This window comes from Microbacterium sp. NPDC057407 (genome assembly GCF_042803895.1).
Classification (GTDB): Bacteria; Actinomycetota; Actinomycetes; order Actinomycetales; family Microbacteriaceae; genus Microbacterium.
Map to the genome: position 1 here is coordinate 212,406 of NZ_JBHVCA010000003.1, position 25,390 is coordinate 237,795.

Consider the following 25,390-nt stretch of genomic DNA (forward strand, 5'->3'; position numbering starts at 1 on the left):
GCGGCGAAGGACGGGGACGACGTGGTCAGCATCGACGAGGTGGCACGCCACGCCGGCGTGTCGACGGCGACCGTCTCGCGCGCCCTGAGCGGGCGGGGCCATGTGTCCCAGGCGACCCGCGCTCGGGTGGAGGCCGCGGCGAAGAGCCTCGGGTACGTGGTGTCGGCGTCCGCGTCGAGCCTGGCGTCGGGGCGCACGCGCAACATCGGCGTGCTGGTGCCGTTCCTCGACCGGTGGTTCTTCTCGACGGTGCTGAGCGGCATCGCGTCGGCGCTCATGCGGCGCGGCTACGACATCACGCTGTACAGCCTCACCGCCGACCGCGGTGAGCGCCGGGACGTCTTCGACACGTTCCTGCGCCGCCAGCGGGTCGACGGCGTGATCGCCATCTCGATCGAGCTGGGCGAGGAGGAGACCCACCAGCTGCTCGAGCTCGATCTGCCCGTGATCGCGATCGGCGGCCCGAACCCGGGACTCACGACCCTGACGGTCGACGACCTCGCCGTCGCGCGACTGGCGACCGAGCACCTGCTGGCGCTCGGGCACCGCGAGATCGCGCACATCGGCGCGAGCCCCGAGTTCGACATCGACTTCCACATCCCGACGCACCGTCGCCGGGGGTTCGAACTGGCCCTCGCCGACGCGGGGATCCCGGTGAAGCCGTCGCTGTACGAGCCCGCCGACTTCACGATCGAGGGCGGGTTCCGGGCCGCGAAGCAGCTACTCGGCAAACCGGGGGGCCGCCCGACGGCGATCTTCGCGGCATCCGACGAGATGGCGATCGGCGCCCTGCTCGCCGCCCGCGAGCTCGGATACCGCGTGCCCGAGGATCTGTCGGTGGTCGGCATCGACGGGCACGAGCTCGGCGAATTCTTCCGTCTCACCACCGTCGACCAGTTCCCGATGGGCCAGGGCGAGCGCGCCGCCGACGCGATCCTCGCCGAACTGGAGGCGAAGGACGAGGCGCCGCCGGTGCACCAGCCCGGCGAGCTGCCGTACGAGCTGATCGTCCGCGGGTCGACGGCCCGCCTCCCCGGCTAGATCGGCGCCGGTCGCGCCGCGGATAGGCTCTGACGCATGACCGTCGACCTCGAAGCCCTCTACATCGACCTGCACCGGCATCCGGAGCTGTCCTTCCAGGAGACGAGGACGGCGGGTGTCATCACCCGGCACCTGGACGCCCTCGGCATCGAGTTCGAGGAGGGCATCGGCAAGACCGGCGTGGTCGGGGTGATCCGCAACGGCGACGGACCCGTCGTGTGGCTGCGCGCCGACATGGACGGGCTCCCGGTCCGCGAGCAGACCGGTCTCGCCTACGCCAGCACGGCGCGCGGCGTCGACCCCCACGGGTCGGAGGTGCCCGTGATGCACGCGTGCGGGCACGACATGCACGTCGCGGCGCTGATCGGCGCTCTCGAGCGGCTGCTCGACGCGAAGAGCGAGTGGGCCGGCACCATCGTCGCGGTCTTCCAGCCCGCCGAGGAGTACGGGCAGGGGTCGCAGGCGATGATCGCCGACGGCGTGCTCGACCGCTTCCCGAAGCCCGACGTCGTGCTCGGGCAGCACGTCACCCCGCTCGCCGCGGGCACGATCGGTGTGCGCAGCGGCACCCAGATGGCCGCGTCGGACGGGCTGACCGTGACCCTGCTCGGCCGCGGCGGCCACGGCTCGCGACCCCACTCCACGATCGACCCCGTGGTCATGGCCGCGGCGACCGTCATGCGGCTGCAGACGATCGTCTCGCGCGAGGTGGATCCGCGCGACGTCGCGGTGGTGACGGTCGGCGCGATCCATGCCGGTCTCAAGAACAACATCATCCCCGCCGAGGCCCGGCTCGAGCTCAGCCTGCGGTACCCCGACGACAAGGCGCGCGAGCGCGTGCTCGAGAAGGTCGAGCGCATCGTGCGGGCCGAGGCCGAGGCATCCGGAGCCGAACAGCAGCCCGTGATCGAGGTGCTCCACACTCTCCCGCCCACCATCAACGACATCGACGCCACCGCGCGGCTGCGCCTGGCTTTCGACAACGCGTTCGGCGAAGACACCGTCATCGACCCGGGCATGTTCACCGGCAGCGAGGACGTGTCGTGGTTCGCGCGCGAGTCCGGCGCGCCGCTCGTGTTCTGGTTCTGGGGCGGCGTCGACCCCGAGGCGTTCGCCGCCGCGACCGCCGCCGAGACCGTGGAGCGCGACATCCCGACGAACCACTCGCCGTTCTTCGCGCCCGTGCTGCAGCCGACCCTCGACAACGGCGTCGCCAACCTCGTCGCCGCGGCGAAGGAGTTCCTCGCACGGCCGTGACGCCCGCCGTATGGATTCCGTGAGGATGCCACTTTCGATGAATCCTCACGGAATCCGTGCGAGTAACATCGCCCGCCGTGACGATCGAAAACCGCGAGCCGACCGGCGAGCCGCCGCGCGCGAAACGCCTCATCCTCGGCGACCCGCTGACGTCTGAGGCGCTGGACGACCAGCTGCTGCCGAAGCGCCGCGCGCTGCCGATCTTCGCGTCCGACGCGCTGAGCTCCGTGGCCTACGCCCCGCAGGAGCTGCTCATGATCCTGCTGATCGGCGGCACGGCGTTCCTCACGTTCGCGCCGTGGGTCGCGACCGCCGTCGTCGCGCTGCTGGTGGTGGTGGTCCTCAGCTACCGTCAGCTCATCAAGGCCTACCCGTCGGGAGGCGGCGACTACGAGGTGTCGCGCAAGAACCTCGGTGAGATCCCCGGCGTCGTCGTCGCCGCGGCGCTGCTCGTCGACTACGTGCTCACCGTCGCCGTGTCGGTCGCCTCGGGCGTCGACAACATCATCTCGGCGATCCCCGAACTGAACCCCGCCCGCATCGAACTCGCGGTCGGCTTCGTCATCCTCATCGTCATCGTCAACCTGCGCGGGGTCCGTGAGGCGTCGTTCGCGTTCGCCATCCCGACCTACGTCTTCATCGGGTCGGTCGCCCTGATGATCGTCGTCGGCCTCGCCCGCACGGCGCTCGGCGACCCGCCCGTCGCGTCGAGCGCCGAGTTCGCCGTGCAAGGCGAGGAGCTCACGCAGGCGGCGATGATCCTGCTGGTGCTGCGCGCGTTCTCGAGCGGATGCTCCGCCCTGACCGGCGTCGAGGCGGTATCGAACGGCGTCCCGGCGTTCCGCATGCCGAAGGTGCGCAACGCGCAGATGACCCTGTCGCTCATGGGCGGCATCGCGATCCTCCTCTTCGCCGGGCTCACCGCCGTCGGGCTGATCTCGGGCGTCCACTACGCCGAAGACCCCTGCAACCTCGTCGGCTTCGACTGTGCGACGCAGCCGCAGCCGAGCCTGATGGCGCAGGTCGCCGCGGCCACCTTCGGCATGGGGTCGATCCCGTTCTTCGTCATCCAGGCCGCGACCGCCTGCGTGCTGCTGCTCGCCGCGAACACCGCCTTCAACGGGTTCCCGCTGCTCGGCTCGGTGCTCGCCCGCGACGGCTACGCGCCGAAGGCGCTGAACACGCGCGGCGACCGGCTCGTCTACTCGAACGGCATGATCATCCTCGGCATCGCCGCGATCGCCGTCCTCGTCATCTACCAGGCGAACCTCACGACGCTGATCCAGCTGTACATCATCGGCGTGTTCGTCTCGTTCTCACTCGGGCAGATCGGCATGGTCCGGCATTGGCGCCGCTCGCTGCGAGAGCTGGCGGCGCTGCCGAAGGATGCCGCCGTACAGGAGTCCGCGGCATCCGCCCGCCGCTCGGCCTACACGGGACTCGTCATCAACTCGCTCGGCGCGGCCATGACCGTGTCGGTGCTGCTCATCGTGACGATCACGAAGTTCACGCACGGCGCTTGGCTCGTGTTCATCGCGATTCCCGTGCTGGCGCTGCTCATGGTGGGCGTGCACCGGTACTACCGCGACGTCGAGCACGAGATCCGCGTCGACGACACCACCCACTTCGGGTCCGAGGGCGACGTCGCGCTCATCCTCGTCAACCGCCTGCAGAAGCCGGTGATCAAGGCCATCGACTACGCCCTCGCCGCCAAGCACGACAACACCTTCGCGGTGCACGTCGCCGTCAGCGCCGAGGAGTCCGCCGAGCTGCAGCGGCAGTGGGAGGAGCACCGCATCCCGGTCAAGCTCGTGATCATCGAGTCGCCGTACCGCTCCTACGCCGCACCCGTCGCCAAGTTCATCAAGCAGTACCGCGAGCTGCACGGGTCGTCGGTCGTGACCGTCTACCTGCCGCAGTACATCGTGGGGCACTGGTGGGAGTCGCTGCTGCACAACCGACGCTCCCGCCGGATCGCGCAGCAGCTCATGCTGGTGCACGGCGTCAGCATCACGCTCGTGCCGTGGCTGCTGGACTCGTCCGAGCTCATCTACGGCCGGCGGTCCCGCCCGCTTCCCGGCGAAGATCGCGCCGGACGGCCCTCGGCGCCCGAGATCCACCGCGCCGGTCGCCGTGCGACGCGGCCGGCCGGTCCCCCTCAGAAGCAGCCGGAGACCGCCGGGCGGTCGTAGACCCCTCGTCCGCCGGTTCTCCCACCCAGTCGCCAAGACACGCCGACTCCGCGGCCGCACGCACGGCGTGTCTTGGCGACTGGACGACCGCCGGGGAGGGCCCGGGCCCGGGGCCGGCCGGCACGGCGTAGCCTGGAAGGGTGACCCTCGTGCTCGATGTCGCGGCTGTCCGCGCCGATTTCCCGCTCCTCGGCGAGCGCATCGGCGACGCTCCCCTCGTCTACCTCGACTCGGCGGCGACGAGCCAGAAACCGCAGGCCGTCATCGACGCCGAGGTCTCGTTCCTCACCCGGGCGAACGCGGCGGTCCACCGGGGCGCCCACACGCTCGCGGCCGAGGCGACCGAGCTCTTCGAGGACGCGCGGGCGACCGTCGCCGGGTTCGTCGGCGCCCGGCCCGAGCAGCTCGTGTGGACGAGCGGTGCCACGGCCGGCCTCAACCTCGTCGCCTACGCGATCGGCAACGCGACGCTCGGCCGCGGCGCTCCGGCGAGCGCGCGCTTCGCCCTCCGTCCCGGCGACGAGCTCGTGGTGACCGAGAGCGAGCACCACGCCAACCTCATCCCGTGGCAGGAGCTCGCGGCCCGCACGGGCGCCGTCCTGCGTCATATCCCCGTGCGCGATGACGGGACGATCGACCTGGAGGCCGCGGCATCCGTCATCGGCGGCCGCACCCGCCTCGTCGCCTTCCCGCACGTCTCGAACGTGCTCGGGATCGTGAACCCCGTCGAGCAGCTGGTCGCCCTTGCCCGCGAGGCCGGCGCGCTGACCGTGCTCGACGCGTGCCAGTCGGCCCCGCACGTGCCGCTCGACCTTCCGGCGCTGGGCGTCGACCTGGCCGTGTTCTCCGGCCACAAGATGCTCGGACCCTACGCCATCGGCGGCCTCTACGGCCGTTCCGAGGTGCTGGCCGACCTGCCCCCGTTCCTCACGGGCGGCTCGATGATCACCACGGTGACGCTCGACGAGGCGTCGTACCTTCCGCCGCCGCAGCGGTTCGAGGCGGGCACGCAGCCGGTGTCGCAGGCGATCGGCCTCGCCGCCGCGGTGCGCTACCTCGACGGCGTCGGGATGCCCGCGGTGCACGCGCACGAGCGGGCGCTCGAGGCCCGCATGGGCGAAGGGCTGCGCGGGATCCCCGGCATCCGGCTCCTCGGCGACGCCGAAGGGGTCGAGCGGGTCGGGCTGTGGGCGTTCGAGGTCGAGGGCGTGCACGCACACGACGTCGGGCAGTTCCTGGACTCGCGGGGGATCGCGGTCCGCGTCGGCCACCACTGCGCTCAGCCGCTGCACCGCCGGTTCGGCCTGACCGCGTCGGTGCGGGCGTCCGCCGCGCTGTACAACACCGCCGACGAGGTCGACGCCTTCCTCGACGCCGTCTCGGGCGTGCGCGCGTTCTTCGGAGCCGGGTCGTGAGCGGCCTCGAATCGCTCTACCAGGAGCTGATCCTCGACCACTCCAAGCGCCGGGTGGGCTTCGGCCTCGCCGACGAGGAGGGCCGCTCGGCCACCTCGCACCAGCACAACCCGCTGTGCGGCGACGAGATCACGCTGCGGCTGCGGCTCGACTCCGACGGCGACGCGATCCGCGACGTCACGTGGGAGGGCAACGGCTGCTCGATCTCGCAGGCGTCGGCGTCGATGCTGGCCGAGTTGGTCGACGGGATGCCGCGGGCCGAGGCATCCGCCCTCATCGACGGCTTCCGCGAAGCCCTGCGATCACGCGGGACCATCGAGCTCGACGAGGATGTGTACCTCGACGCCGCAGCGCTCTCCGGCGTCTCGAAGTACGTCGCGCGCGTGAAGTGCGCGATGCTGGCCTGGGTGGCCCTCGAAGACGACCTCGCGCGCGCCTGACGGCGGGCCGGCCGCCGGGATCATCCTTCCGGCGTACGCAGATGAGACGCGGGACGGATGCCTCGCCCGCCGCCCGTTCGTAGCGTCGAAGCATGATGCATTCCGCGCCCTCGACCACCGTCCGTGCACGCTCGGCCGGGCGCGTCGGTGCGGCGCTGCTCGCCATCGCCGGCAACGCGCTCGTCGTGGTGATCCTCGGAGCCGCCGCCCTGGCCGCCGTCGCGGCGGCAGCCGTGGTCTTCGGGGGTGGCGTGCTCGAGCGCCTCTGAGGCCCTCCACGTTCCTCGAGTCGCCAAGACACGCCGATGCCGGCGGCACCGAGTCGGCGTGTTTTGGCGACTCGGGGGCTGGTGGGTGGGAGTGGGCCGGGGCGCGACGTGCGGCGGGGCGTAGGGGCGGCGTGAGGGCCGGGGCATCCGCCGCATGGAAAGCGTGAGGGCGAGCGAGCGGCATCGGGCACCGGTGTTGCATCGGGAGTCGCGGCCGTGACTCGGGCGGCCGCCCGCCCCGCCGGGGCGGCCCGCACACCACTGGAGTCCCCGTGCTCGACGTCATCTTCCTCGCAGCGACAATCGCGCTCTTCGCGCTCGTCGGCCTGATCGCCAAGGCGGTCGAGAAGCTGTGATGGTCCTCTCGCTGATCGCCGCCGCCCTGGGCGTCGCCGCGATCGTCTACCTCGTGGTCGCGCTCGTGAAGCCGGAGAAGTTCTGATGTCCGCCGACACCGTGGGGGCGGGCATCCTGCAGCTCGCCACCGTCGTGCTCCTCCTCGCTCTGCTGTACCGCCCACTCGGTGACGGGATCGCGCACGTCTACACCTCGGCCAAGGACTGGCGTGTCGAGCGCGGCATGTATCGACTGGTGGGCGTCGCGCCCGAGTCTGAGCAGACGTGGCAGGCCTACGCCCGCTCGGTGCTCGCCTTCTCGGCCGTCGGGGTCGTGTTCGTGTACGCGCTGCAGCGCTTCCAGGCGGTGCTGCCGTACTCGCTCGGGCTCCCCGCGGTGCCCGAGGGCCTCGCCTTCAACACCGCCGTATCCTTCGTGACCAACACCAACTGGCAGTCGTACTCTCCCGAGCTCACCCTCGGATACACGGTGCAGCTGGCCGGTCTCGCGGTGCAGAACTTCGTCTCGGCGGCGGTCGGCATCGCGGTCGCGGTCGCGCTCGTCCGCGGGTTCGCCCGCAGCGGCTCGGCGACCATCGGCAACTTCTGGGTCGACCTGACGCGCGGCGTCACCCGGCTGCTGCTGCCGCTGTCGGTCGTCGCGGCGGCCGCGCTCCTCGTCGCCGGCGTGGTGCAGAACTTCAACGGGTTCACCGAGGTCGGCACCGTCACCGGCGGAACGCAGCTGATCCCCGGCGGCCCGGCGGCGTCGCAGGAGGCCATCAAGGAGCTCGGCACCAACGGCGGCGGCTTCTTCAACGCCAACTCCGCGCACCCCTTCGAGAACCCGGCGCCCTGGTCGAGCGTGCTCGAGGTGCTGCTGCTCCTCGCGATCCCGGTCGCGCTGCCCCGCGCGTTCGGCCGAATGGTCGGCGACAACCGCCAGGGGTACGCGATCCTCGCCGTGATGGGCACGATCGCCCTTGCTTCGATCGCCGCTGTGACCTGGCTGGAGTCGCTCGGGCTCGGCACTGCCCCGCAGCTCGCCGGCTCGGCGATGGAGGGCAAGGAGGTGCGCTTCGGCATCTGGGGCTCGACCCTGTTCGCCGGCGCCACCACGCTCACCAGCACCGGCGCCGTCAACTCCATGCACGACTCGTACACGGCCCTGGGCGGCATGGTCCCGATGATCAACATGATGCTGGGCGAGATCGCCCCCGGAGGGGTCGGGTCGGGACTGTACGGGATGCTGGTGCTCGCGGTCATCGCGGTCTTCGTGGGCGGTCTGCTGGTCGGCCGCACGCCCGAGTACCTCGGCAAGAAGATCGGGCCGACGCAGATCAAGCTGGCGAGCCTGTACATCCTCGTCACGCCGGCGCTCGTGCTGGCGGGGACGGCCCTCAGCTTCGGCATCCCGGCGATCCGCTCCGACATCGAGTCGACGTCGATCTGGAACCCCGGCGTGCACGGTCTCAGCGAAGTGCTCTACGCGTTCACGTCGGCAGCGAACAACAACGGCTCGGCCTTCGCCGGGCTGACCGCCGACACGCCCTGGTTCAACACGGCGCTCGGCGTCGCGATGGTGCTCGGCCGGTTCATCCCGATCGTGCTCGTGCTCGCGCTGGCCGGCTCGCTCGCCGAGCAGAAGCCCGTTCCGGCCACTGCGGGCACGCTGCCGACCTACCGGCCGCAGTTCGTCGGCCTGCTCGGCGTGGTGGCCGTCGTCATCACCGCTCTCACCTACTTCCCCGTTCTCACGCTGGGTCCCCTGGCGGAAGGTCTCGTCTGACATGTCCACGTCGCTGTCCACCACCTCTCCCACAGCCCCGGTCGCCGGGTCGACGCATCCGTCGCCCCCTCGCCCCGCCGCACGCGCCTTCAGCTGGGCGCAAATCGTGCAGGCTCTGCCCGGGGCACTGCGCAAGCTGAACCCCGCCGCCCTGTGGCGCAACCCCGTCATGCTGCTGGTCTGGGCCGGCGCAGCGCTGACCACCGTGATCGCGATCGCCGAGCCGTTCCTCGGCGGCGCCGGCGACTCCGGCGGCACCCCCGTCCCCGCCGGGTTCACGTGGGGGATCGCCGTCTGGCTGTGGCTCACGGTGCTCTTCGCGAACCTCGCCGAGTCCGTCGCCGAAGGCCGGGGCAAGGCGCAGGCGGCGTCGCTGCGGAAGACCCGCACGACGACGACGGCGCGGCGAGCCGTGCGCTACGAGGGGCAGCCCGCCACCGCGAGCATCGAGACGGTCGAGATCGCCTCCTCCGACCTGAGGCTCGGCGACGTCGTGCTCGTCGAGGCGGGCGAGCTCATCCCGGGCGACGGCGACATCGTCGAGGGCATCGCGACGGTGGACGAGTCGGCGATCACCGGCGAATCGGCGCCGGTCGTACGCGAGTCCGGGGGCGACCGCTCGGCCGTCACGGGAGGCACGCGCGTGCTGTCGGACCGCATCGTCGTGCGCATCACCTCGAGGCCGGGCGAGACGTTCGTCGACCGGATGATCTCGCTCGTCGAAGGGGCGAGCCGGCAGAAGACCCCGAACGAGATCGCCCTCGGCATCCTGCTGTCGAGCCTGTCGATCGTGTTCGTGATCGTCGTGCTGACGCTCAACCCGATCGCGTCGTACGCCGCGTCGCCCGTCAGCATCGTGGTGCTGGTGGCCCTCCTCGTGTGTCTCATCCCGACGACGATCGGCGCCCTGCTGTCGGCGATCGGCATCGCCGGCATGGACCGGCTCGTGCAGCGCAACGTGCTGGCGATGTCGGGGCGTGCGGTCGAGGCCGCGGGCGACGTCACCACCCTCCTTCTCGACAAGACCGGCACGATCACCTACGGCAATCGCCGCGCCTCCGACTTCGTGACGCTGCCGGGCGTGGACGGCGCCGAACTGGCACGGGCGGCGGCGCTGTCGTCGCTCGCCGACCCCACGCCCGAGGGCGTCTCGGTCGTCGAGCTGGCGGCGGTGCGGGGCATCCGCGTCGAGGAGCCGGAGGGGTCGACGATCGTCCCCTTCACCGCGCAGACCCGCATGAGCGGCCTCGACCTGACGGACGGGACACAGGTGCGGAAGGGCGCCGCGTCGGCGGTGCTGGCGTGGCTCGAGGCATCCGGTGCCGCCGTCCCGGCGCGCACGCGAGCCGATGTCACCGCTGAGGCCGACGCGATCGCGCAGTCGGGGGGCACCCCGCTCGCCGTCGCCACCCTCGCGAACGGCGAGGGGACCGTGCTCGGGGTCGTGCACCTCAAGGACATCGTGAAGGACGGCCTGCGCGAACGGTTCGACGAGCTGCGCGCCATGGGCATCCGCACGGTCATGATCACCGGCGACAACCCGCTCACCGCCGCGGCGATCGCGAAGGAGGCGGGCGTCGACGACTTCCTCGCCGAGGCCACCCCCGAAGACAAGCTCGCGCTCATCATGCGCGAGCAGGAGGGCGGCAACCTCGTCGCGATGACCGGTGACGGCACGAACGACGCCCCCGCGCTCGCGCAGGCCGACGTCGGGGTCGCGATGAACACGGGAACGTCGGCCGCGAAGGAGGCCGGCAACATGGTCGACCTCGACAGCGACCCGACGAAGCTGATCGAGATCGTGCGCATCGGCAAGCAGCTGCTGATCACGCGCGGTGCCCTGACCACCTTCTCGCTCGCGAACGACATCGCGAAGTACTTCGCGATCATCCCGGCGATGTTCATGGGCGTCTTCCCGGGGCTCGCCGCGCTGAACGTCATGCAGCTGAGCTCGCCCGCATCGGCGGTGATGAGCGCGATCATCTTCAACGCGATCGTCATCGTCTTCCTGATCCCGCTCGCCCTGCGCGGCGTCGCGTACCGGGCGCAGAGCGCCTCGGCGACGCTCAGCCGCAACCTGCTCGTCTACGGGCTCGGCGGCGTGATCGCGCCCTTCCTCGGCATCAAGCTCATCGACCTCGTCGTGAGCCTCATCCCGGGCTTCTGAGCCCGAAAGGAGATCGGCATGTCCACCGACACCCGCGCCACCGTGCGCGTCACCGGCGTCGCCCTCCGTGCGATGCTCGTCTTCACCCTCGTCCTCGGGATCGGCTACACGCTCGCCGTCACCGCGATCGGCCAGCTCCTTCTGCCGTGGCAGGCCAACGGCTCGCTCGTCACCGACGCGCGGGGTGAGACGGTGGGGTCCGCCCTGATCGGGCAGGGATTCACGGATGCCGCGGCCCGTTCGCTGCCCGGATACTTCCAGTCCCGCCCATCGGCCGCCGGCGACGGCTACGACGGCGGCGCGTCGAGCGGGTCGAACCTCGGGCCCGAGAACGCCGACCTGGTCGCCGCCATCGAGGACCGGCAGGCCGCTGTCGCGGAGCTCGAGGGCGCCCCGGTCGCCGACATCCCGCCGGACGCGGTGACCGCCTCGGCCTCGGGCCTCGACCCGCACATCAGCCCGGCGTACGCCGAGCTGCAGGTGGCGCGCGTCGCCGCCGAGCGAGGCCTCGCCGAGCAGGAGGTGCGGGGACTCGTCGCGCAGTTCACGGAGCCGCGCGACCTCGGCTTCCTCGGCGAGCCGCGCGTGAACGTGCTGCGGCTCAACCTCGCTCTCGACGAGCTCGCGCGATGAACGCCGGCGATCCCTCTGTTCCCCTCGAGTCGCCAAGACACGCCGCTCCCGCGACGCGCGCACGGCGTGTCTTGGCGACTGGAGGCCGGGGCGGGGGGCGTCGAGTCGCGGCTGGGGGTCGGGGCCGCGAACTGGCGCGCCCGGGCCGTAGGGTGAGCACGTGAAGCGCGGAAAGCTCAGGGTGCTGCTCGGCGCCGCGCCCGGCGTCGGAAAGACCTTCGAGATGCTCGAAGAGGGCCGGCGCCTGTCGGCCGAGGGCCGCGACGTCGTGATCGGCTTCGTCGAGACCCATGGTCGTGCAGCCACCGCCGCGCAGGCCGAAGGGCTCGAGCTGGTGGCCCGGTCGCAGGTGTCGTACCGGGGGGTCGAGCTGCCCGAGCTCGATGTCGACGCGGTCGTGGCGCGGCATCCGGATGTCGCCCTCGTCGACGAGCTCGCTCACACCAACGCACCCGGCTCGCCGAACGACAAGCGCTGGCAGGACGTCGAGCTGATCCTCGACGCGGGCATCGACGTCATCACGACCGTCAACGTGCAGCACATCGAATCGCTCAACGGCGTCGTCGCGCAGATCACCGGCGTCGTGCAGCGCGAGACGATTCCGGATGCCGTGGTCCGAGGCGCCGATCAGATCGAGCTCGTCGACCTGGCGCCGCAGTCGCTGCGCGACCGGCTGTCGGGCGGGCTCGTCTACCCCGCGGAGCGGATCGACGCGGCCCTGTCGAACTACTTCCGTCTGGGCAACCTCACCGCCCTGCGCGAGCTGGCGCTGCTGTGGCTGGCCGACGAGGTCGACAGTGCCCTGCGCAGCTACCGCGCCGAGCACGGCATCGACGGCACGTGGCAGGCCCGCGAGCGGGTCGTGGTGGCCCTGACCGGCGGCGAAGAGGGCGAGACCCTCATCAGGCGCGGCGCGCGGATCGCCGCGCGCTCCGCCGGCGGGCAGCTGCTGGCCGTGCACGTCGCAGGGCAGGACGGCCTGCGGGGTGGCGATCCGGGTGCCCTCGCCGAACAGCGCGCACTCGTCGAGTCACTCGGAGGCACGTACCACCAGGTGATCGGCGACGACATCCCGCGCAGCCTCGTCGACTTCGCGCGCTCGGTCGACGCGACGCAGCTGGTGATGGGCACGAGCCGGCGCGGACGTCTCGCCGCCGCCCTCACCGGTCCGGGCATCGCCACGACGGTCATCCGCGAGTCGGGCGACATCGACGTGCACATGGTCACCCACGCCGCCGCCGCGGGCAAGAACCTGCTGCCCCGGATCAGCGGCGGGGCGTTGAGCGTCAAGCGTCGGCTGCTGGGGTTCGCGGTCGCGCTCATCGGCGGTCCGCTCCTGACGTGGCTGCTCGTGGTGACCCGATCGGCCGAGACCATCACGACCGACGTGCTCGCGTACCAGCTGCTCGTGGTCATCGTCGCGCTGGTCGGCGGCATCTGGCCCGCCGTGTTCGCCGCGGTGATGTCGGGCTTGAGCCTCAACTACTTCTTCGTCGAGCCGTACCGCACCGTGTCGATCGCCGACCCCCGCAACGCATGGGCGCTCGGGCTGTACGTGGTGATCGCGGTGCTCGTGAGCTTCATCGTCGACCGCGCCGCCCGTGCGGCGCGTGCCGCCCGCAGGTTGTCCGCGGAGTCCGAGCTGCTCGCGACGGTGGCCGGGAGCGTGCTCCGCGGTGAGAGCGCCCTGCCGGCGATGGTGAGCCGCACGCGCGAGTCCCTGGGCCTGGCCGGGGTGCGGCTCGTCTCGGCCGACGGACAGGTGCTCGCGACCGACGGCGAGCCGGTGCGCGACGGGCGCTACGAGGCCGTGCCCGTGGGATGGGTGAGCGGGGGCGGACCCCGGGCCACGCTCGAGCTGCACGGGCACACCCTGGACGCGTCCGAGCGGCGCCTCGTCGACGCGATCGTGGCGCAGCTCGCCGCGGCGCTCGAGCACACCGACCTCACCGAGACGGCCCGCGAGGCGGGAGTGCTCGCCGAGACCGACCAGGTGCGCTCGGCGCTGCTGTCGGCGGTCAGCCACGACCTGCGGCGACCCCTGGCCGCCGCGGTGGCCTCGATCGGAGGCATCCGTGCCGCCGGTCCGGGGCTCTCGGCCGCCGACCGCGACGAGCTGCTCGCGACGGCGGACGAGTCCCTCGCCACCCTCTCGGCGCTCGTCACCGACCTGCTCGACGTCAGCCGGGTGCAGGCGGGAGTTCTCGCGGTGTCGCTCACCGCGGTCGATTCGGCGGGTGTCGTCACGGCCGCGCTCGATGAGCTCGGCGCCGGACCGGACGCCGTCGAACTCGCCCTCGATCCCAGTCTGCCCATGGTCACGGCGGATCCCGTGCTGCTGCAGCGCGTGCTCGTGAACGTGCTGGCGAACGCGCTGCGGCACTCGCCCGAAGACCGGCGGGTGCGGGTCGCGACAAGCCATCTCGGCGGCACGGCCGAGGTCCGCATCGTCGACCACGGCCCGGGCATCGCCCCCGACCGCCGCGACGACATGTTCGCGCCGTTCCAGCGCTACGGCGACACCGACAACACCGTCGGCCTGGGCCTGGGCCTCGCACTGTCGAAGGGGTTCACCGAGGGGATGGGCGGCACCCTCACCGCGGAGGACACCCCCGGAGGCGGACTCACGATGGTCATCGCGCTTCCGGTCTCGGCGGCCGGGTCGGAAGCCCCCGCGGGACGGATGTCGCAGCCCGCCGATCCGGAAGGAGCCCGGTGAAGATCCTCATCGCCGACGACGACCCGCAGCTGGTGCGGGCACTGCGGATCACCCTCGCGGCCCACGGCTACGACGTGGTCGCCGCGCCCGACGGGCAGGCGGCCATCGCCCTCGCCGCGAAGGAGCACCCCGACATCGTCATGGTGGACCTCGGGATGCCGCGCCTCGACGGGGTGCGCGTCATCGAGGCGCTGCGGGGCTGGACCGCCGTGCCGATCATCGTCGTGTCGGGGCGCACCGGATCGGCCGACAAGGTGGAGGCGCTGGATGCCGGAGCCGACGACTATGTGACCAAGCCGTTCCAGATCGACGAGCTGCTCGCGCGGCTGCGGGCGCTGTCGCGGCGCAGCGCGGCGAGCGCGAACGAGCCCGTGGTGGTGTTCGGCGACGTGACGGTCGATCTCGCGGCGAAGTCGGTGGTCCGGGCAGGCGAGCGGGTGCACCTCACCCCGACCGAGTGGCGGATCCTCGAGTTCCTGTCGCGCAACGCGGGGGCGCTCGTGACGCGGCAGGCGCTGCTGAAGGACATCTGGGGCACCGAGCAGGTCACCGACACGGGCTACCTGCGCCTGTACCTCTCGCAGCTGCGCAAGAAGCTCGAGCCCGACCCCTCGCACCCCGTCCACCTGCTGACGGAGCAGGGCATGGGCTACCGCCTGGTGGTCTGACCCGCGGATGCGGCCCGGTGCTTCGCGGCATCCGCTGCGTCGCGGCATCCGCTGCACTTCGCGGCGTGGCGCGCGGCATCCGCTGCACTTCCCGGCATCCGCTGCGCCGCGCGACGGCGCGGTCGCCGCGAACTGCCGCGCCCGGCATCCGCGCCCCTCCCGGCGTCCGCGCCACTTCCTGGCCGGGCGCCCGGCATCCGCTCCACTTTGCGGCATCCGCCGCGTCGCGCGACGGCGCGGTCGCCGCGAGCTGCCGCGCGCGGCATCCGCATCACGTTCGGCGCCGGCGCCCCTTTCCGGCGTTCGCGCCCCCTCCCGGCATCCGCGCCCCTTCCCGGCATCCGCGCCACTTCCTGGCCGGGCGCCCGGCACCCGCTGCACTTCCCGGCATCCGCCGCGTCGCGCGACGGCGCGGTCGCCGCGAACTGCCGCGCGCGGAAGGTGGCGGGGGCGCTCGGGGCTTCCTCCCCAGGCCCGGCGCGACGGTCCCTGTCCACGGTTGCTGCGGGCGGCGCTGGTCGGACGACAGCTCTCGCCCACTCTGAGAGGGTGTGGCTTGAGAGACCTCCCCTTGACACCGTGTTCCGGCGTCGCGAGAACGACGGCGAGCCCGTCAACGACCGCAGGCTGCGCCGCCGGATCGCCTCGGGCGACATCGTGCGAGTCACTCGAGGGGTGTATGCCGACGCCCGCGATTGGCGCGGGTTGAGCCCGATCGCCCGGCACGCTCAGCTGGTGTGGGAGGCCGCTGCGCGCTCACGGGGCGCCTCGCTCTTTTCCCATTGGTCCGCTGCGGCGCTCCTCGGCATCGACATCCTCGGCCCGTGGCCGGACGCCATCGACGTCTCGGTCCCGGTCGCTTCCGGCGGACGGTCGAGCGGAGGAATTCGTCGGCACACCCGACGCCTGGCTCGAGTGGAGACGATGGGGTGGGGCGACCATGTCATCACGACATCGGCTCAGACCGCCATCGATCTCGCGAGCGCCCTGCCGTTCGCCGGAGGCACCGCCGTCGCGGATCAGGTGCTGTGGGCCAAACGCTCAGGTGGGCCGCTGTGCGAGGCATCCGATCTTCTCGAGAGAGCGCATAGCCGCAGGGGGCGGGGCGTCGCCCGCGCCATTCGGGCTGCGGAATTCGCCACCCATCTCGCCGACAGCGTGCGGGAGTCGCAGAGCCGAGTACTCACCGCGATGATGGGATTCCCCGAGCCCGAGCTTCAGGCGAGGTTTCAGCTCTCGAACGGGCAGCTCGCGTTCACCGACTTCTGGTGGCCGAGTACGCGGCACATCGGCGAGTTCGACGGCGTCGGCAAGTACATCGATCCGAACATGCTCAAGGGCCGCACCCCGGAGGAGGTGCTCATCGCAGAGAAGGACCGCGAAGACGACCTGCGTCGGCAGTGCGCGGCTTTCTCGCGGTGGCGCACACCGGCCCTGAACTCGCCCAAGCGGCTGTACGACATCCTCAGCGGCGCAGGGCTGCCCACCGCACGAAGTCGTCCTGGGCGATGACCCCCGGCAACAAGTGCGCTCGGCGCTGCATCACGACCGGAGCCACTCGCAGCACGCGGCACATTCCGGCGCCCGCGCCACATTCCCGCGCGCCCGCGTGAACCGCACCGGTCCGGCATCCGCGCCACTTCCCGGCATCCGCTCCACATGCCGGCTGCGGCATTTCGCATCCGCTGCACATCGCAGCATCCGCTGCGTCGCGCGGTGGCGCGCTCGCCGCAAGCTGCAGCGCTAACCGCCGCGCGAAGCGCAGACCGCGGCACGTGCGGCACGTGCGGCACGTGCGGCACTTCGCGGCACACGCGGCGCAAGCGCGAAGCGGTGAGCTCAGCCGAGGCCCTCGCCCGGCGCCAGCGCGAAGCGGTGAGCTCAGCCGAGGCCCTCGCCCGGCGCCAGCGCGAAGCGGTGAGGTCAGCCGAGGCCCTCGCGTTCGGCCGCGGGTGCTTCATCCCCGGCCACCGGTTTGCGCGACAGGCCCACCGAGCCGCTCGAGGCGCGGCCGGCGAGCGCCGTGCTCACGGCCACCGACTCGTCGACGTCGGGGTATTGCGGACGCAGCTGCACCGCGTGGGCGCGGGTCTTCTCGCGCTTCGCCTTGCGCGACGCCGCCCACAGGTTCAGCGCCTCGACGAAGATCGCGAACGCCATCGGACCGTAGATGAACGCCTTGTCGATCTTGATCTCGAAGCCCTCGGCGACGAGGAAGACGCCGATGAGCAGCAGGAACGACAGCGCCAGCATCTTGACCGTGGGGTGCTTGTTGACGAACGCGAAGATGTAGCGCGACGCGAACAGCATGATGCCGAACGACAGCACGACGACGGTGATGATGACGACGAGGTTCTCGGTCATGCCCACCGCGGTGATGACGGAGTCGAGCGAGAAGACGAGGTCGAGCAGCAGGATCTGCACGAGGACCGAGCCGAACGTGACGGTCTTGCGGCCGACGCCGCTGCCGTGCTCCTCCTCGGCTCCCTCGAGCTTGTGGTGGATCTCGGTGACGGCCTTGTAGACGAGGAACAGGCCGCCCGCGATGAGGATGAGGTCCTTCCACGAGAAGCCCATCTCGCCGATGAATAACACGTCGTTCTTCAGCGTGATGATCCACCCGGCGAACAGCACGAGGATCACGCGCATCACCATGGCGAGCGTGAGGCCGAGGTTGCGGGCCCGCGCCTGCTGCTCCTTCGGCAGCTTCGACGCCAGGATCGAGATGAAGATGACGTTGTCGACGCCCAGGACGATCTCGAGCACGAAGAGCGTGAGGAAGACGGCGATCAGGTCCGGGGTGAATTCGAGTGAGAAGTCCACGCAGCAATCGTAGGGGGACGGATGCCTCGCACCCGCCCCCCTTGCCCAGTTCGGGTCAGACCGTCGCGAGCACGCCCTCCAGGCGGGCGTAGCTCGTCTCCATGCCGTCGGTCATGCCGGTGGCGAGCACCATGTCGCGCGTCTCCTTATCGGGGTACTCGATGAGGAGCGTGATGAGCGTCGCGCCGTCCTCCTCCTCGAGGTTGAGGTCGTTGAGCGTCGACGGGTAATCCGTGCCCGTCATGTGCTCGGTCGTGACCGCGCGTCGGGGCGCGTCGGAGAGCAGCGTCTCGCCGTCGAAGCCGAACGGCTCGCCGGGCGTGCCGTCGACCGGCTCCCACGCGTACCGGTAGCGTCCGCCGACGGACGGGTCGACCTCGCACACCGACATCCGCCAGCCGTCGGGTCCGAGCATCCACTTCTCCAGCAGCGCGGGCTCCTGGTGCGCCCGCCAGACGAGATCGATGGGCCCTTCGACCAGCCGCGTGATCCGCACGTGGGTGTCGTCGAGGATCTCGGTCTGCGTGCCCTTGCCGGCGGCGTACTCGCGCAGCCCGGCCAGCACCCGGTCGAGCTGACCGATCGCCAGGGTGGCGCCTTCGACGGCACCCATCGCGACGACCTGCTCGAGCGCTTCGGCCGATGCGAAGTGCGACACGTTGCGCATGCGCGAGCCCGTGGCCGTCGGCTCGAACCGGAACACCATGCGCAGGACCGGCATGCCGTCGAGCGGTGCGCCGTCCTGGTCGGCGAAGGCGTCGAGCACCGTGAAGCCGTGCGGCTGGTCGATCTCGAGGAACTCCCATGAGCCGTAGGACTTCTCACCCTGGGGGCTGGTCATGAAGTAGACCGCGCGGCCGCCGACCTCGAAGTCGAACGTCGGGAAGGTGGCGGGCCAGCCGGGAGGGCCCCAGAACCGCTCCAGCTGACGCGGGTTCGTGTAGGCGTCCCAGAGCCGCTCGACCGGTGCGTCGAACTCGGCCTCGAGGGTCATCGTGAGGGCTTCGGGGTCGGTCGTGACCTCGGTGACGGGCATGTCATTCTCCTTCGGTGTGGGTCTTGCCGGTGTTGTCGTCGTCGGTGGGGTGGACGGATGCTGCGCCCCCGGCAGGCTGCGACAGGAGGGCGTCGAGCCGGTCGATGCGGGCGCGCCACATCTCCTCGTAACGGGCGAGCAGGGCGCGGGCCTTGGCGATCATGGCCGGGTCCGCTCGGACGAGGCGCTCGCGGCCCTCGGCGCGCTTGATGATGAGGCCGGCCTCTTCGAGGACGGCGACGTGCTTCTGCACTGCGGCGAACGACATGTCGTAATCGCGGGCGAGCGCCGAGACCGAGAGTTCGCCCTCGATCGTCCGACGCAGGATGTCTCGGCGCGTCGCCGCGGCGAGCGCGTGGAAGACGCGGTCGATGTGTTCATCGCTGAGCTCGTTTCGTACAACCATTTGGTTGTAGATTACGGCGGGACGCGGCATCCGTCAACCCCTTCATTTCTCGCGAGGTACTGTCCTGTCGGACAGTACTGTGTTATTGTCCTGTAGGACAGGATCCGCGAAGAAAGGAAGAACGATGAGCACGGAACTGAAGATCGACGAACTGCCCGCCGCGGTAGATGGCTTCGTCGAGGGATGGCAGGGCCGCGACCCGCAGAAGGTCGCATCGCTGTTCGCCGCGAACGCGAAGGTCTCGGACGAGGGCCGCACGCACGACGGGATCGACGAGATCCGCGCGTGGATCGACGAGACGATCGGCCTTTACACCACGACCCTCACGTTCCTGCGAGCGCGCGAGGTCGACGGAATGGTGGGCTCGTCCTACCGGCTGGAGGGCGACTTCCCCGGGGGCGTCGTCGAGCTGGAGTACCAGTTCACACTCGACGACGAAGGCCGGATCGTCCAGCTCGATTTCGCTTCGGCGTAGCCCCGACGATCAGCGCGAGAGAGGCTGCCCCCGGCAACGGGAGGCAGCCTCTCTGCGCACAGATGCTCAGGCTTCCGAGGGGAGAAGCCCCCGCTCGAGCATGCGGTCGGCGGACGCGATCGCGTCCTTCACGAACCGCTCGGTGAGCGCGGTGTACCGCCGGATGTCGGCCGGGGACCACCCCTCGAGCACCTCGGCGATCATCCGGTCGCCGAGGGCGTACACGCCTCGCGCCGCTTCCTCGCCGGCCGCCGTGAGGCTGATCAGGGTCGCCCGGCGGTCGGTGGGATCGGTCTTCCGCTCGACGAGACCGTCGCTCTCGAGCCGGCGCACGATCTTGCTGACGTACGAGGGGCCGGTGGCCAGCACCTCTGAGAGCGCGGACGGCCGCATCGGGCCCCACGCGAGCAGGTGGCGCAAGGTCTGGTGAGAGGGCTGGTCGATGCTCTCGCCGCTCTTCGCCAGGATCTCGCCCTGCAGGGCCGGGGAGTCCCAGAGCAGGATCAGAGCACTGAGGTTGGCGAGCAGCTGCGATCTGTAGGGGAAGTCGGCGGCGCTCAGCGAGCGCGAGCCCTGGCCCTTCACGCTGTCGTCCACGTCGCGAGTCTACTGACGCCAAGATCGCCGAGTGCCGGCATTCATCGGCGGTGAGCGCGCGGGGCCAGACAGGGCGTGCGCAAAAGTCGCTAGTTAACCTAGGCAACTAGGTTTACTCTGAGAGTGACGAGCAATCCCGGACTCGTTGCAGTGCTTCCTCGGCAGGACCCCCACATGCCCGTATTCCACGAACTGGTCATCGACGGCGACGCCGTTCCGGTGCCCACCGCGGAGGTCGACGCCGTCCGCGACTCCATCCTCGAACTGGTCCGAAGCGGCGAGCCGACCTTCCTCACGATCCGTCTCGGCGAGCGCCGCCACGTAGCGTTCCTCATCACGAGCAGCACCTCCGTGCGCATCGAGACGACCACGACCCCGGACGATCCCGTGCAGGCACTGGACAATCTCGAGGCGGAGTTCGAGCTCTGACTCCGGTCGACGGCGTCCCGTCGGCTGGCCGGGTCTAGGTCGTGCGGTCGATCAGGGTCAGGCGATAGCATCCCCCCACCTGATCCGATGGAGTGTCATGGCCCGTCTCGTCCCGAACTCGACCACCGATCTCATCGCTGCCACCGCGGCCGCGGAAGCACAGCTCGACGGCGAGGACGACGGCTTCCGCGAGCGCCTGGCGGAGGTGCTTCCGATCCTCCACCCGCTCTTCGCGCAGTTGTACGGCGAGCGCGAGGACGGACGTGAAGCCCTCGCCGCGGTCGTGGCCGCGGCCGCACGCAGCTGGCGCGCCAGACCCACAGACCTCAAGCAGCTCGATGCGCGGCGCACGCAGCATCCGGACTGGTTCCTGTCGGAGAAGATGCTCGGCGCCGTCTGCTACGTCGACCGGTTCGCGGGCGACCTCGCGGGGCTTCGGGATCAGATCCCGTACTTCCAGGAGCTGGGCCTGACCTACCTGCACCTCATGCCGCTGTTCGCCTCGCCCGAGGGCAACAACGACGGCGGCTACGCGGTGTCGAGCTACCGCGAGGTCCACCCGCGCCTCGGCACGATGGCAGAGCTCGCACTCCTGGCCGCCGACCTCCGCAAGGCCGGGATCTCTCTCGTGGTCGACTTCATCTTCAACCACACCAGCAACGAGCACGAGTGGGCGCGCAAAGCCGTCGCGGGCGAGCCCGGGTACGAGGACTTCTACCTCATCTTCCCCGACCGCACCATGCCCGACCTCTACGAGCAGACGGTGCGCGAAATCTTCCCCGACGACCACCCGGGCGCGTTCGTGCAGCTACCCGACGGACGGTGGATCTGGGCGACGTTCTACCACTTCCAATGGGACCTGAATTATGCCAACCCCGCGGTGTTCCAGGCGATGGCTGAGGAGATGCTCTTCCTCGCCAACCAGGGCGTCGAGGTGCTGCGCATGGATGCCGTCGCCTTCATCTGGAAGCGTCTCGGGACCGCGTGCGAGTCGCTCCCCGAAGCGCATCTGCTGCTGCGCGCGTTCAACCAGGTGCTGCGTCTGGGTGCGCCGTCGGTGCTGTTCAAGTCCGAGGCGATCGTGCACCCCGACGAGGTCATCGCCTACATCTCCCCCGAGGAGTGCCAGCTCTCGTACAACCCGCTGCAGATGGCGCTCGGGTGGGAGGCGCTCGCCACCCGCGACGGCAGGCTGCTGCAGAAGGCGCTGGACGAGCGGCACGCGCTGCCCGCCGGCACCTCGTGGGTCAACTACGTGCGCAGCCACGACGACATCGGCTGGACGTTCGCGGATGAGGATGCCGCGGCCCTCGGCATCGACGGATATCCCCATCGTCGCTTCCTCAACGACTTCTACGTCGGCCGGTTCGACGGCACCTTCTCGCGGGGCGTGCCGTTCCAGGAGAACCCGAAGACCGGCGACGCGCGCGTCGCGGGTACGACCGCGTCGCTGGCCGGTGTGGAGGCGGGGGATGCCGGCGGCGAGGACCGCGTGATCCTCGCTCACTCGCTGGCGCTGTCGACCGGCGGAGTTCCCTTGCTCTATCTGGGAGACGAGGTGGGGCAGCTCAACGACTACGGCTACCGAGATGACCCCGCGCACGCCGACGACAGCAGGTGGGTGCATCGCCCCCGCCGCGACGAGAAGGCGTACGCGTCGCGACACGACCTCTCGACCGTCGCCGGCCGCCTCCACTCGCGGCTGACGCAGCTCATCGAGACGCGGCGGCGCACGCCCGAGTTCGCCGGCAACGCGCTCGCGCCGTTCCATACGCCACATGCATCGGTCGTGGGCTATCAGCGGATCGGCTCGGCCCGCACGATCCTCGTGCTCGCCAACGTCGGCGACTCCGAGGTGCTCATCGAGCCGATCACGCTCTCGGGCTTCGCACCCGCGGCCACCGACATCGTGAGCGGCGCGGAGGTGCGCCTGTCGTCCGGGCTCATGCTTCCGGCCCACGGGTTCGTGTGGCTCGGCGTCGAGCCGGTGTAGCGCGGCAGTGACCGTGCGACGCAGGGGCGAGGCATCCGTCAACCCGCCCGCCCGCCCGAACTAGACTGGACCGGTCCGGCATCCCCTGAATTCTGGAGCTGAGCCGCGTGACCACCCCTTCCGAGACCACCGCCGCCGCACGCCCCGTCGCCGACACCGTCGAGAATGCGCAGGCGACGCCCGAGAAGGAGCAGCCCTACGCGGCGCTCGGCCTCAAGCCCGACGAGTACGAACGCATCCGCGAGATCCTCGGCCGCCGGCCCACCTCGGGCGAACTGGCCATGTACTCGGTCATGTGGAGCGAGCACTGCTCGTACAAGTCGAGCAAGATCTACCTGCGCCGCTTCGGCGAGAAGGTCTCCGACGAGATGAAGGAACGGCTCATGGTCGGCATGGGCCAGAACGCCGGCGTCGTCGACATCGGCGAGGGCTGGGCGGTCACCTTCAAGGTCGAGTCGCACAACCACCCCAGCTACATCGAACCGTTCCAGGGCGCGGCCACCGGCGTCGGCGGCATCGTGCGCGACATCATCTCGATGGGCGCCCGCCCCGTCGCCGTCATGGACCAGCTGCGCTTCGGCGCGATCGACAACCCCGACACCGCCCGCGTCGTGCATGGCGTCGTCAGCGGCATCTCGTTCTACGGCAACTGCCTCGGCCTGCCGAACATCGGCGGCGAGACGGTCTTCGACCCGGTGTACCAGGGCAACCCGCTCGTGAACGCGCTCGCGGTCGGTGTGCTGCGCCACGAAGACCTCAAGCTCGCCAACGCGACCGGCGCCGGCAACAAGGTCGTGCTGTTCGGCGCCCGCACCGGCGGCGACGGCATCGGCGGGGCATCCATCCTCGCCTCCGACACCTTCGCCGACGGCGGGCCGACGAAGCGCCCGGCCGTCCAGGTGGGCGACCCCTTCGCCGAGAAGGTGCTCATCGAGTGCTGCCTGGAGCTGTACCGCGGCGAGCTCGTCGAGGCCATTCAAGACCTCGGAGCCGCCGGCATCTCGTGCGCGACGAGCGAGCTCGCGGCCAACGGCGGATCGGGCATGCGCGTCGACCTCGAGAACGTGCTGCTGCGCGACCCCTCGCTGACGCCCGAAGAGATCCTGATGAGCGAGAGCCAGGAGCGCATGATGGCGATCGTCGCGCCCGAGAAGCTCGACGACTTCCTGGCCGTCACCGGCAAGTGGGATGTCGAGACCTCGGTGCTCGGCGAGGTCACCGGCGACGGGCGCCTCCAGATCTTCTGGCACGGCGAAGAGATCGTGAACGTCGACCCCTCCACGGTCGCCGTCGACGGACCCGTGTACGAGCGCCCGGTCGCGTACCCGACGTGGATCGACGCGCTCCGCGACGACTCGGCGTCGGCGCTCCCCCGCGACGTCGACCCCGACACGCTGCGCCGCCAGTTCCTGCAGCTCGTGGCGAGCCCCAACCTCGCCGACACGTCCTGGGTCACCAACCAGTACGACTACTACGTCATGGGCAACACGGCGCTGTCGTTCCCCGACGACGCCGGCATGATCCGCGTCGACGAGAGCTCCGGGCTCGGCTTCGCCATCGCCACCGACTGCAACGGCCGCTACTGCCAGCTCGACCCGTACCAGGGCGCCCGGCTCGCGCTCGCCGAGGCGTACCGCAACGTCGCCGTCACGGGCGCGGTGCCCACCGCCGTCACCGACTGCCTCAACTTCGGCTCGCCCGAGAACCCCGAGGTCATGTGGCAGTTCTCGCAGGCCGTCGAGGGACTGTCGGACGGATGCCTCGAACTCGGCGTCCCCGTCACCGGCGGCAACGTCTCGTTCTACAACCAGACCGGCGACCAGCCGATCTTCCCGACCCCGGTGGTCGGCGTGCTCGGGATCATCGACGACGTCGCGCGCCGCATCCCGTCGGGGTGGCAGGACACCGGCGAGAACATCTACCTGCTCGGCGTGACGGCGACCGAGCTGTCGGGCTCGCAGTGGGCCGGCACGATCCACGGCCACCTCGGCGGACGCCCCCCGGCGGTCGACCTCGCGCAGGAGAAGAAGCTGGCCGAGCTGATCCACGCCGCCTCCCAGCAGTCGCTGGTCTCGTCGGCGCACGATCTCTCGTCGGGCGGACTCGCGCAGGCCCTCGCCGAGAGCGTGATGCGGTTCGGCGTGGGCGCGCGGGTGTGGCTCGACGAGATCCTGGAGCGGGACGGAGTGGATGCCGCGACCGCCCTGTTCTCGGAATCGACCGGGCGCGTCATCGTGTCGGTGCCGCGCGAGGACGACGTGAAGTTCCGCGGGCTGTGCGAAGGCCGGGGCTACCCCGTCCTGCGCATCGGCGTGACCGACGCCGGCGTCGACGCCGCCGCTCTCGAGCTGCAGGGGCTTTTCACGGTCCCGGTGGCCGAGCTGCGCGAGCTGTCGACCTCGACCCTGCCCGACGCCTTCGGCCCCATCGTCACCGAGCACACCGCCTGACCGGCGTCGGACTCCGTGCCTAGGATGGAGGCATGGCGGCCGACGACGAAGAGTACAGCGGTTTCAACGACACCCGGCAGAAGCGCGTCAAGATCGTCGCGTGGGTCACGATCGTCGCCCTCATCCTGGTCGGCGGCGGGGCCACCGTCTTCGCGCTGCTGTTCGGCTGATCGGGCACCCGACCGCAGTCGGCGCTGGAATGCGCGGGCGCACAGCAGACTCCCCGGCACGGCCGGGGGTGACGCGACTACCATGA

General features: G+C 70.7%; 22 protein-coding genes. 18 read left to right on the top strand and 4 right to left on the bottom strand.

Annotated features, from left to right (window positions below):
• Positions 1–21 precede the first annotated feature (21 nt).
• The 13 genes from ACFUTX_RS09730 to ACFUTX_RS09790 all read left to right on the top strand — a co-directional run bounded on the left by ACFUTX_RS09730 (position 22) and on the right by ACFUTX_RS09790 (position 16,437).
• Positions 22–1,041, top strand: coding sequence for a LacI family DNA-binding transcriptional regulator (locus ACFUTX_RS09730; protein ID WP_378863440.1), 1,020 nt, complete (start codon positions 22–24; stop codon positions 1,039–1,041).
• A gap of 36 nt (positions 1,042–1,077) precedes the next feature.
• Entirely contained in the window at positions 1,078–2,298 is a 1,221-nt protein-coding gene (locus tag ACFUTX_RS09735) for an amidohydrolase (RefSeq protein WP_378863443.1), read from the top strand.
• Positions 2,299–2,375: 77 nt separating this feature from the next.
• Positions 2,376–4,490, top strand: a complete 2,115-nt coding sequence (locus ACFUTX_RS09740) for an APC family permease (protein ID WP_378863446.1) — start codon at positions 2,376–2,378, stop codon at positions 4,488–4,490.
• Positions 4,491–4,630: 140 nt separating this feature from the next.
• Positions 4,631–5,905, top strand: coding sequence for an aminotransferase class V-fold PLP-dependent enzyme (locus tag ACFUTX_RS09745; RefSeq protein WP_378863448.1), 1,275 nt, complete (start codon positions 4,631–4,633; stop codon positions 5,903–5,905).
• Positions 5,902–6,345: a Fe-S cluster assembly sulfur transfer protein SufU gene (gene sufU / locus ACFUTX_RS09750; protein ID WP_378863451.1), complete on the top strand. Its 444-nt coding sequence runs from the start codon at positions 5,902–5,904 to the stop codon at positions 6,343–6,345. The genes ACFUTX_RS09745 and sufU overlap by 4 nt, the downstream gene beginning before the upstream one ends.
• Positions 6,346–6,437: 92 nt before the next feature.
• The gene (locus ACFUTX_RS09755; RefSeq protein WP_378863454.1) at positions 6,438–6,614 is read left to right on the top strand and encodes a hypothetical protein; all 177 of its coding nucleotides are present in this window, start codon (positions 6,438–6,440) and stop codon (positions 6,612–6,614) included.
• Between the two features lie 355 nt (positions 6,615–6,969).
• Positions 6,970–7,056, top strand: coding sequence for a potassium-transporting ATPase subunit F (locus tag ACFUTX_RS09760; RefSeq protein WP_378864627.1), 87 nt, complete (start codon positions 6,970–6,972; stop codon positions 7,054–7,056).
• Entirely contained in the window at positions 7,056–8,738 is a 1,683-nt protein-coding gene (kdpA, locus tag ACFUTX_RS09765) for a potassium-transporting ATPase subunit KdpA (protein ID WP_378863457.1), read from the top strand. The genes ACFUTX_RS09760 and kdpA overlap by 1 nt, the downstream gene beginning before the upstream one ends.
• A gap of 1 nt (position 8,739) precedes the next feature.
• Positions 8,740–10,905, top strand: a complete 2,166-nt coding sequence (kdpB, locus tag ACFUTX_RS09770) for a potassium-transporting ATPase subunit KdpB (protein WP_378863460.1) — start codon at positions 8,740–8,742, stop codon at positions 10,903–10,905.
• An 18-nt stretch (positions 10,906–10,923) separates the two neighbouring features.
• A complete protein-coding gene (gene kdpC / locus ACFUTX_RS09775) occupies positions 10,924–11,538 on the top strand; it encodes a K(+)-transporting ATPase subunit C (protein WP_378863463.1) in 615 nt (204 codons plus the stop codon).
• 160 nt (positions 11,539–11,698) lie between these two features.
• Complete coding sequence (locus ACFUTX_RS09780; RefSeq protein ID WP_378863466.1) at positions 11,699–14,257, top strand: DUF4118 domain-containing protein; 2,559 nt, start codon at positions 11,699–11,701, stop codon at positions 14,255–14,257.
• A complete protein-coding gene (locus ACFUTX_RS09785) occupies positions 14,254–14,925 on the top strand; it encodes a response regulator (protein WP_378863469.1) in 672 nt (223 codons plus the stop codon). Before ACFUTX_RS09780 ends, ACFUTX_RS09785 begins: the two co-directional genes overlap by 4 nt.
• Positions 14,926–15,504: 579 nt before the next feature.
• On the top strand, positions 15,505–16,437 hold the full coding sequence (locus tag ACFUTX_RS09790) for a hypothetical protein (protein WP_378863473.1): 933 nt from the start codon (positions 15,505–15,507) through the stop codon (positions 16,435–16,437).
• Between the two features lie 411 nt (positions 16,438–16,848).
• On the opposite strand, the gene ACFUTX_RS09795 is transcribed toward ACFUTX_RS09790, so the two are convergent.
• Genes ACFUTX_RS09795 through ACFUTX_RS09805 form a run of 3 tightly spaced genes read right to left on the bottom strand, consistent with a single transcriptional unit; the run spans position 16,849 to position 19,190 of the window.
• Positions 16,849–17,748, bottom strand: a complete 900-nt coding sequence (locus tag ACFUTX_RS09795) for a TerC family protein (RefSeq protein ID WP_378863476.1) — start codon at positions 17,746–17,748, stop codon at positions 16,849–16,851.
• Between the two features lie 55 nt (positions 17,749–17,803).
• Positions 17,804–18,784, bottom strand: coding sequence for an SRPBCC domain-containing protein (locus ACFUTX_RS09800; RefSeq protein ID WP_378863479.1), 981 nt, complete (start codon positions 18,782–18,784; stop codon positions 17,804–17,806).
• Between the two features lies 1 nt (position 18,785).
• Positions 18,786–19,190 carry an ArsR/SmtB family transcription factor gene (locus ACFUTX_RS09805; protein ID WP_378863482.1) on the bottom strand — a complete coding sequence of 135 codons (405 nt, stop codon included), beginning with the start codon at positions 19,188–19,190 and terminating at the stop codon, positions 18,786–18,788.
• 124 nt (positions 19,191–19,314) lie between these two features.
• Between ACFUTX_RS09805 and ACFUTX_RS09810 the strand changes: the two genes are divergently transcribed.
• Positions 19,315–19,665: a nuclear transport factor 2 family protein gene (locus ACFUTX_RS09810; protein ID WP_378863485.1), complete on the top strand. Its 351-nt coding sequence runs from the start codon at positions 19,315–19,317 to the stop codon at positions 19,663–19,665.
• A 66-nt stretch (positions 19,666–19,731) separates the two neighbouring features.
• Here the strand turns inward: ACFUTX_RS09810 and ACFUTX_RS09815 are convergent, their stop codons facing one another.
• On the bottom strand, positions 19,732–20,262 hold the full coding sequence (locus tag ACFUTX_RS09815; protein ID WP_378863488.1) for a MarR family winged helix-turn-helix transcriptional regulator: 531 nt from the start codon (positions 20,260–20,262) through the stop codon (positions 19,732–19,734).
• A 174-nt stretch (positions 20,263–20,436) separates the two neighbouring features.
• On the opposite strand from ACFUTX_RS09815, the gene ACFUTX_RS09820 reads away from it, so the two are divergent.
• The 4 genes from ACFUTX_RS09820 (at position 20,437) to ACFUTX_RS09835 (ending at position 25,304) form a co-directional block, all read left to right on the top strand.
• Positions 20,437–20,691, top strand: a complete 255-nt coding sequence (locus ACFUTX_RS09820) for a hypothetical protein (RefSeq protein WP_378863490.1) — start codon at positions 20,437–20,439, stop codon at positions 20,689–20,691.
• Between the two features lie 97 nt (positions 20,692–20,788).
• A complete protein-coding gene (locus ACFUTX_RS09825) occupies positions 20,789–22,684 on the top strand; it encodes an alpha-amylase family protein (RefSeq protein ID WP_378863492.1) in 1,896 nt (631 codons plus the stop codon).
• A gap of 107 nt (positions 22,685–22,791) precedes the next feature.
• Positions 22,792–25,134: a phosphoribosylformylglycinamidine synthase subunit PurL gene (purL, locus tag ACFUTX_RS09830; RefSeq protein ID WP_378863495.1), complete on the top strand. Its 2,343-nt coding sequence runs from the start codon at positions 22,792–22,794 to the stop codon at positions 25,132–25,134.
• A 32-nt stretch (positions 25,135–25,166) separates the two neighbouring features.
• Complete coding sequence (locus tag ACFUTX_RS09835) at positions 25,167–25,304, top strand: hypothetical protein (RefSeq protein ID WP_378863498.1); 138 nt, start codon at positions 25,167–25,169, stop codon at positions 25,302–25,304.
• The last annotated feature ends 86 nt before the right edge of the window (positions 25,305–25,390 follow it).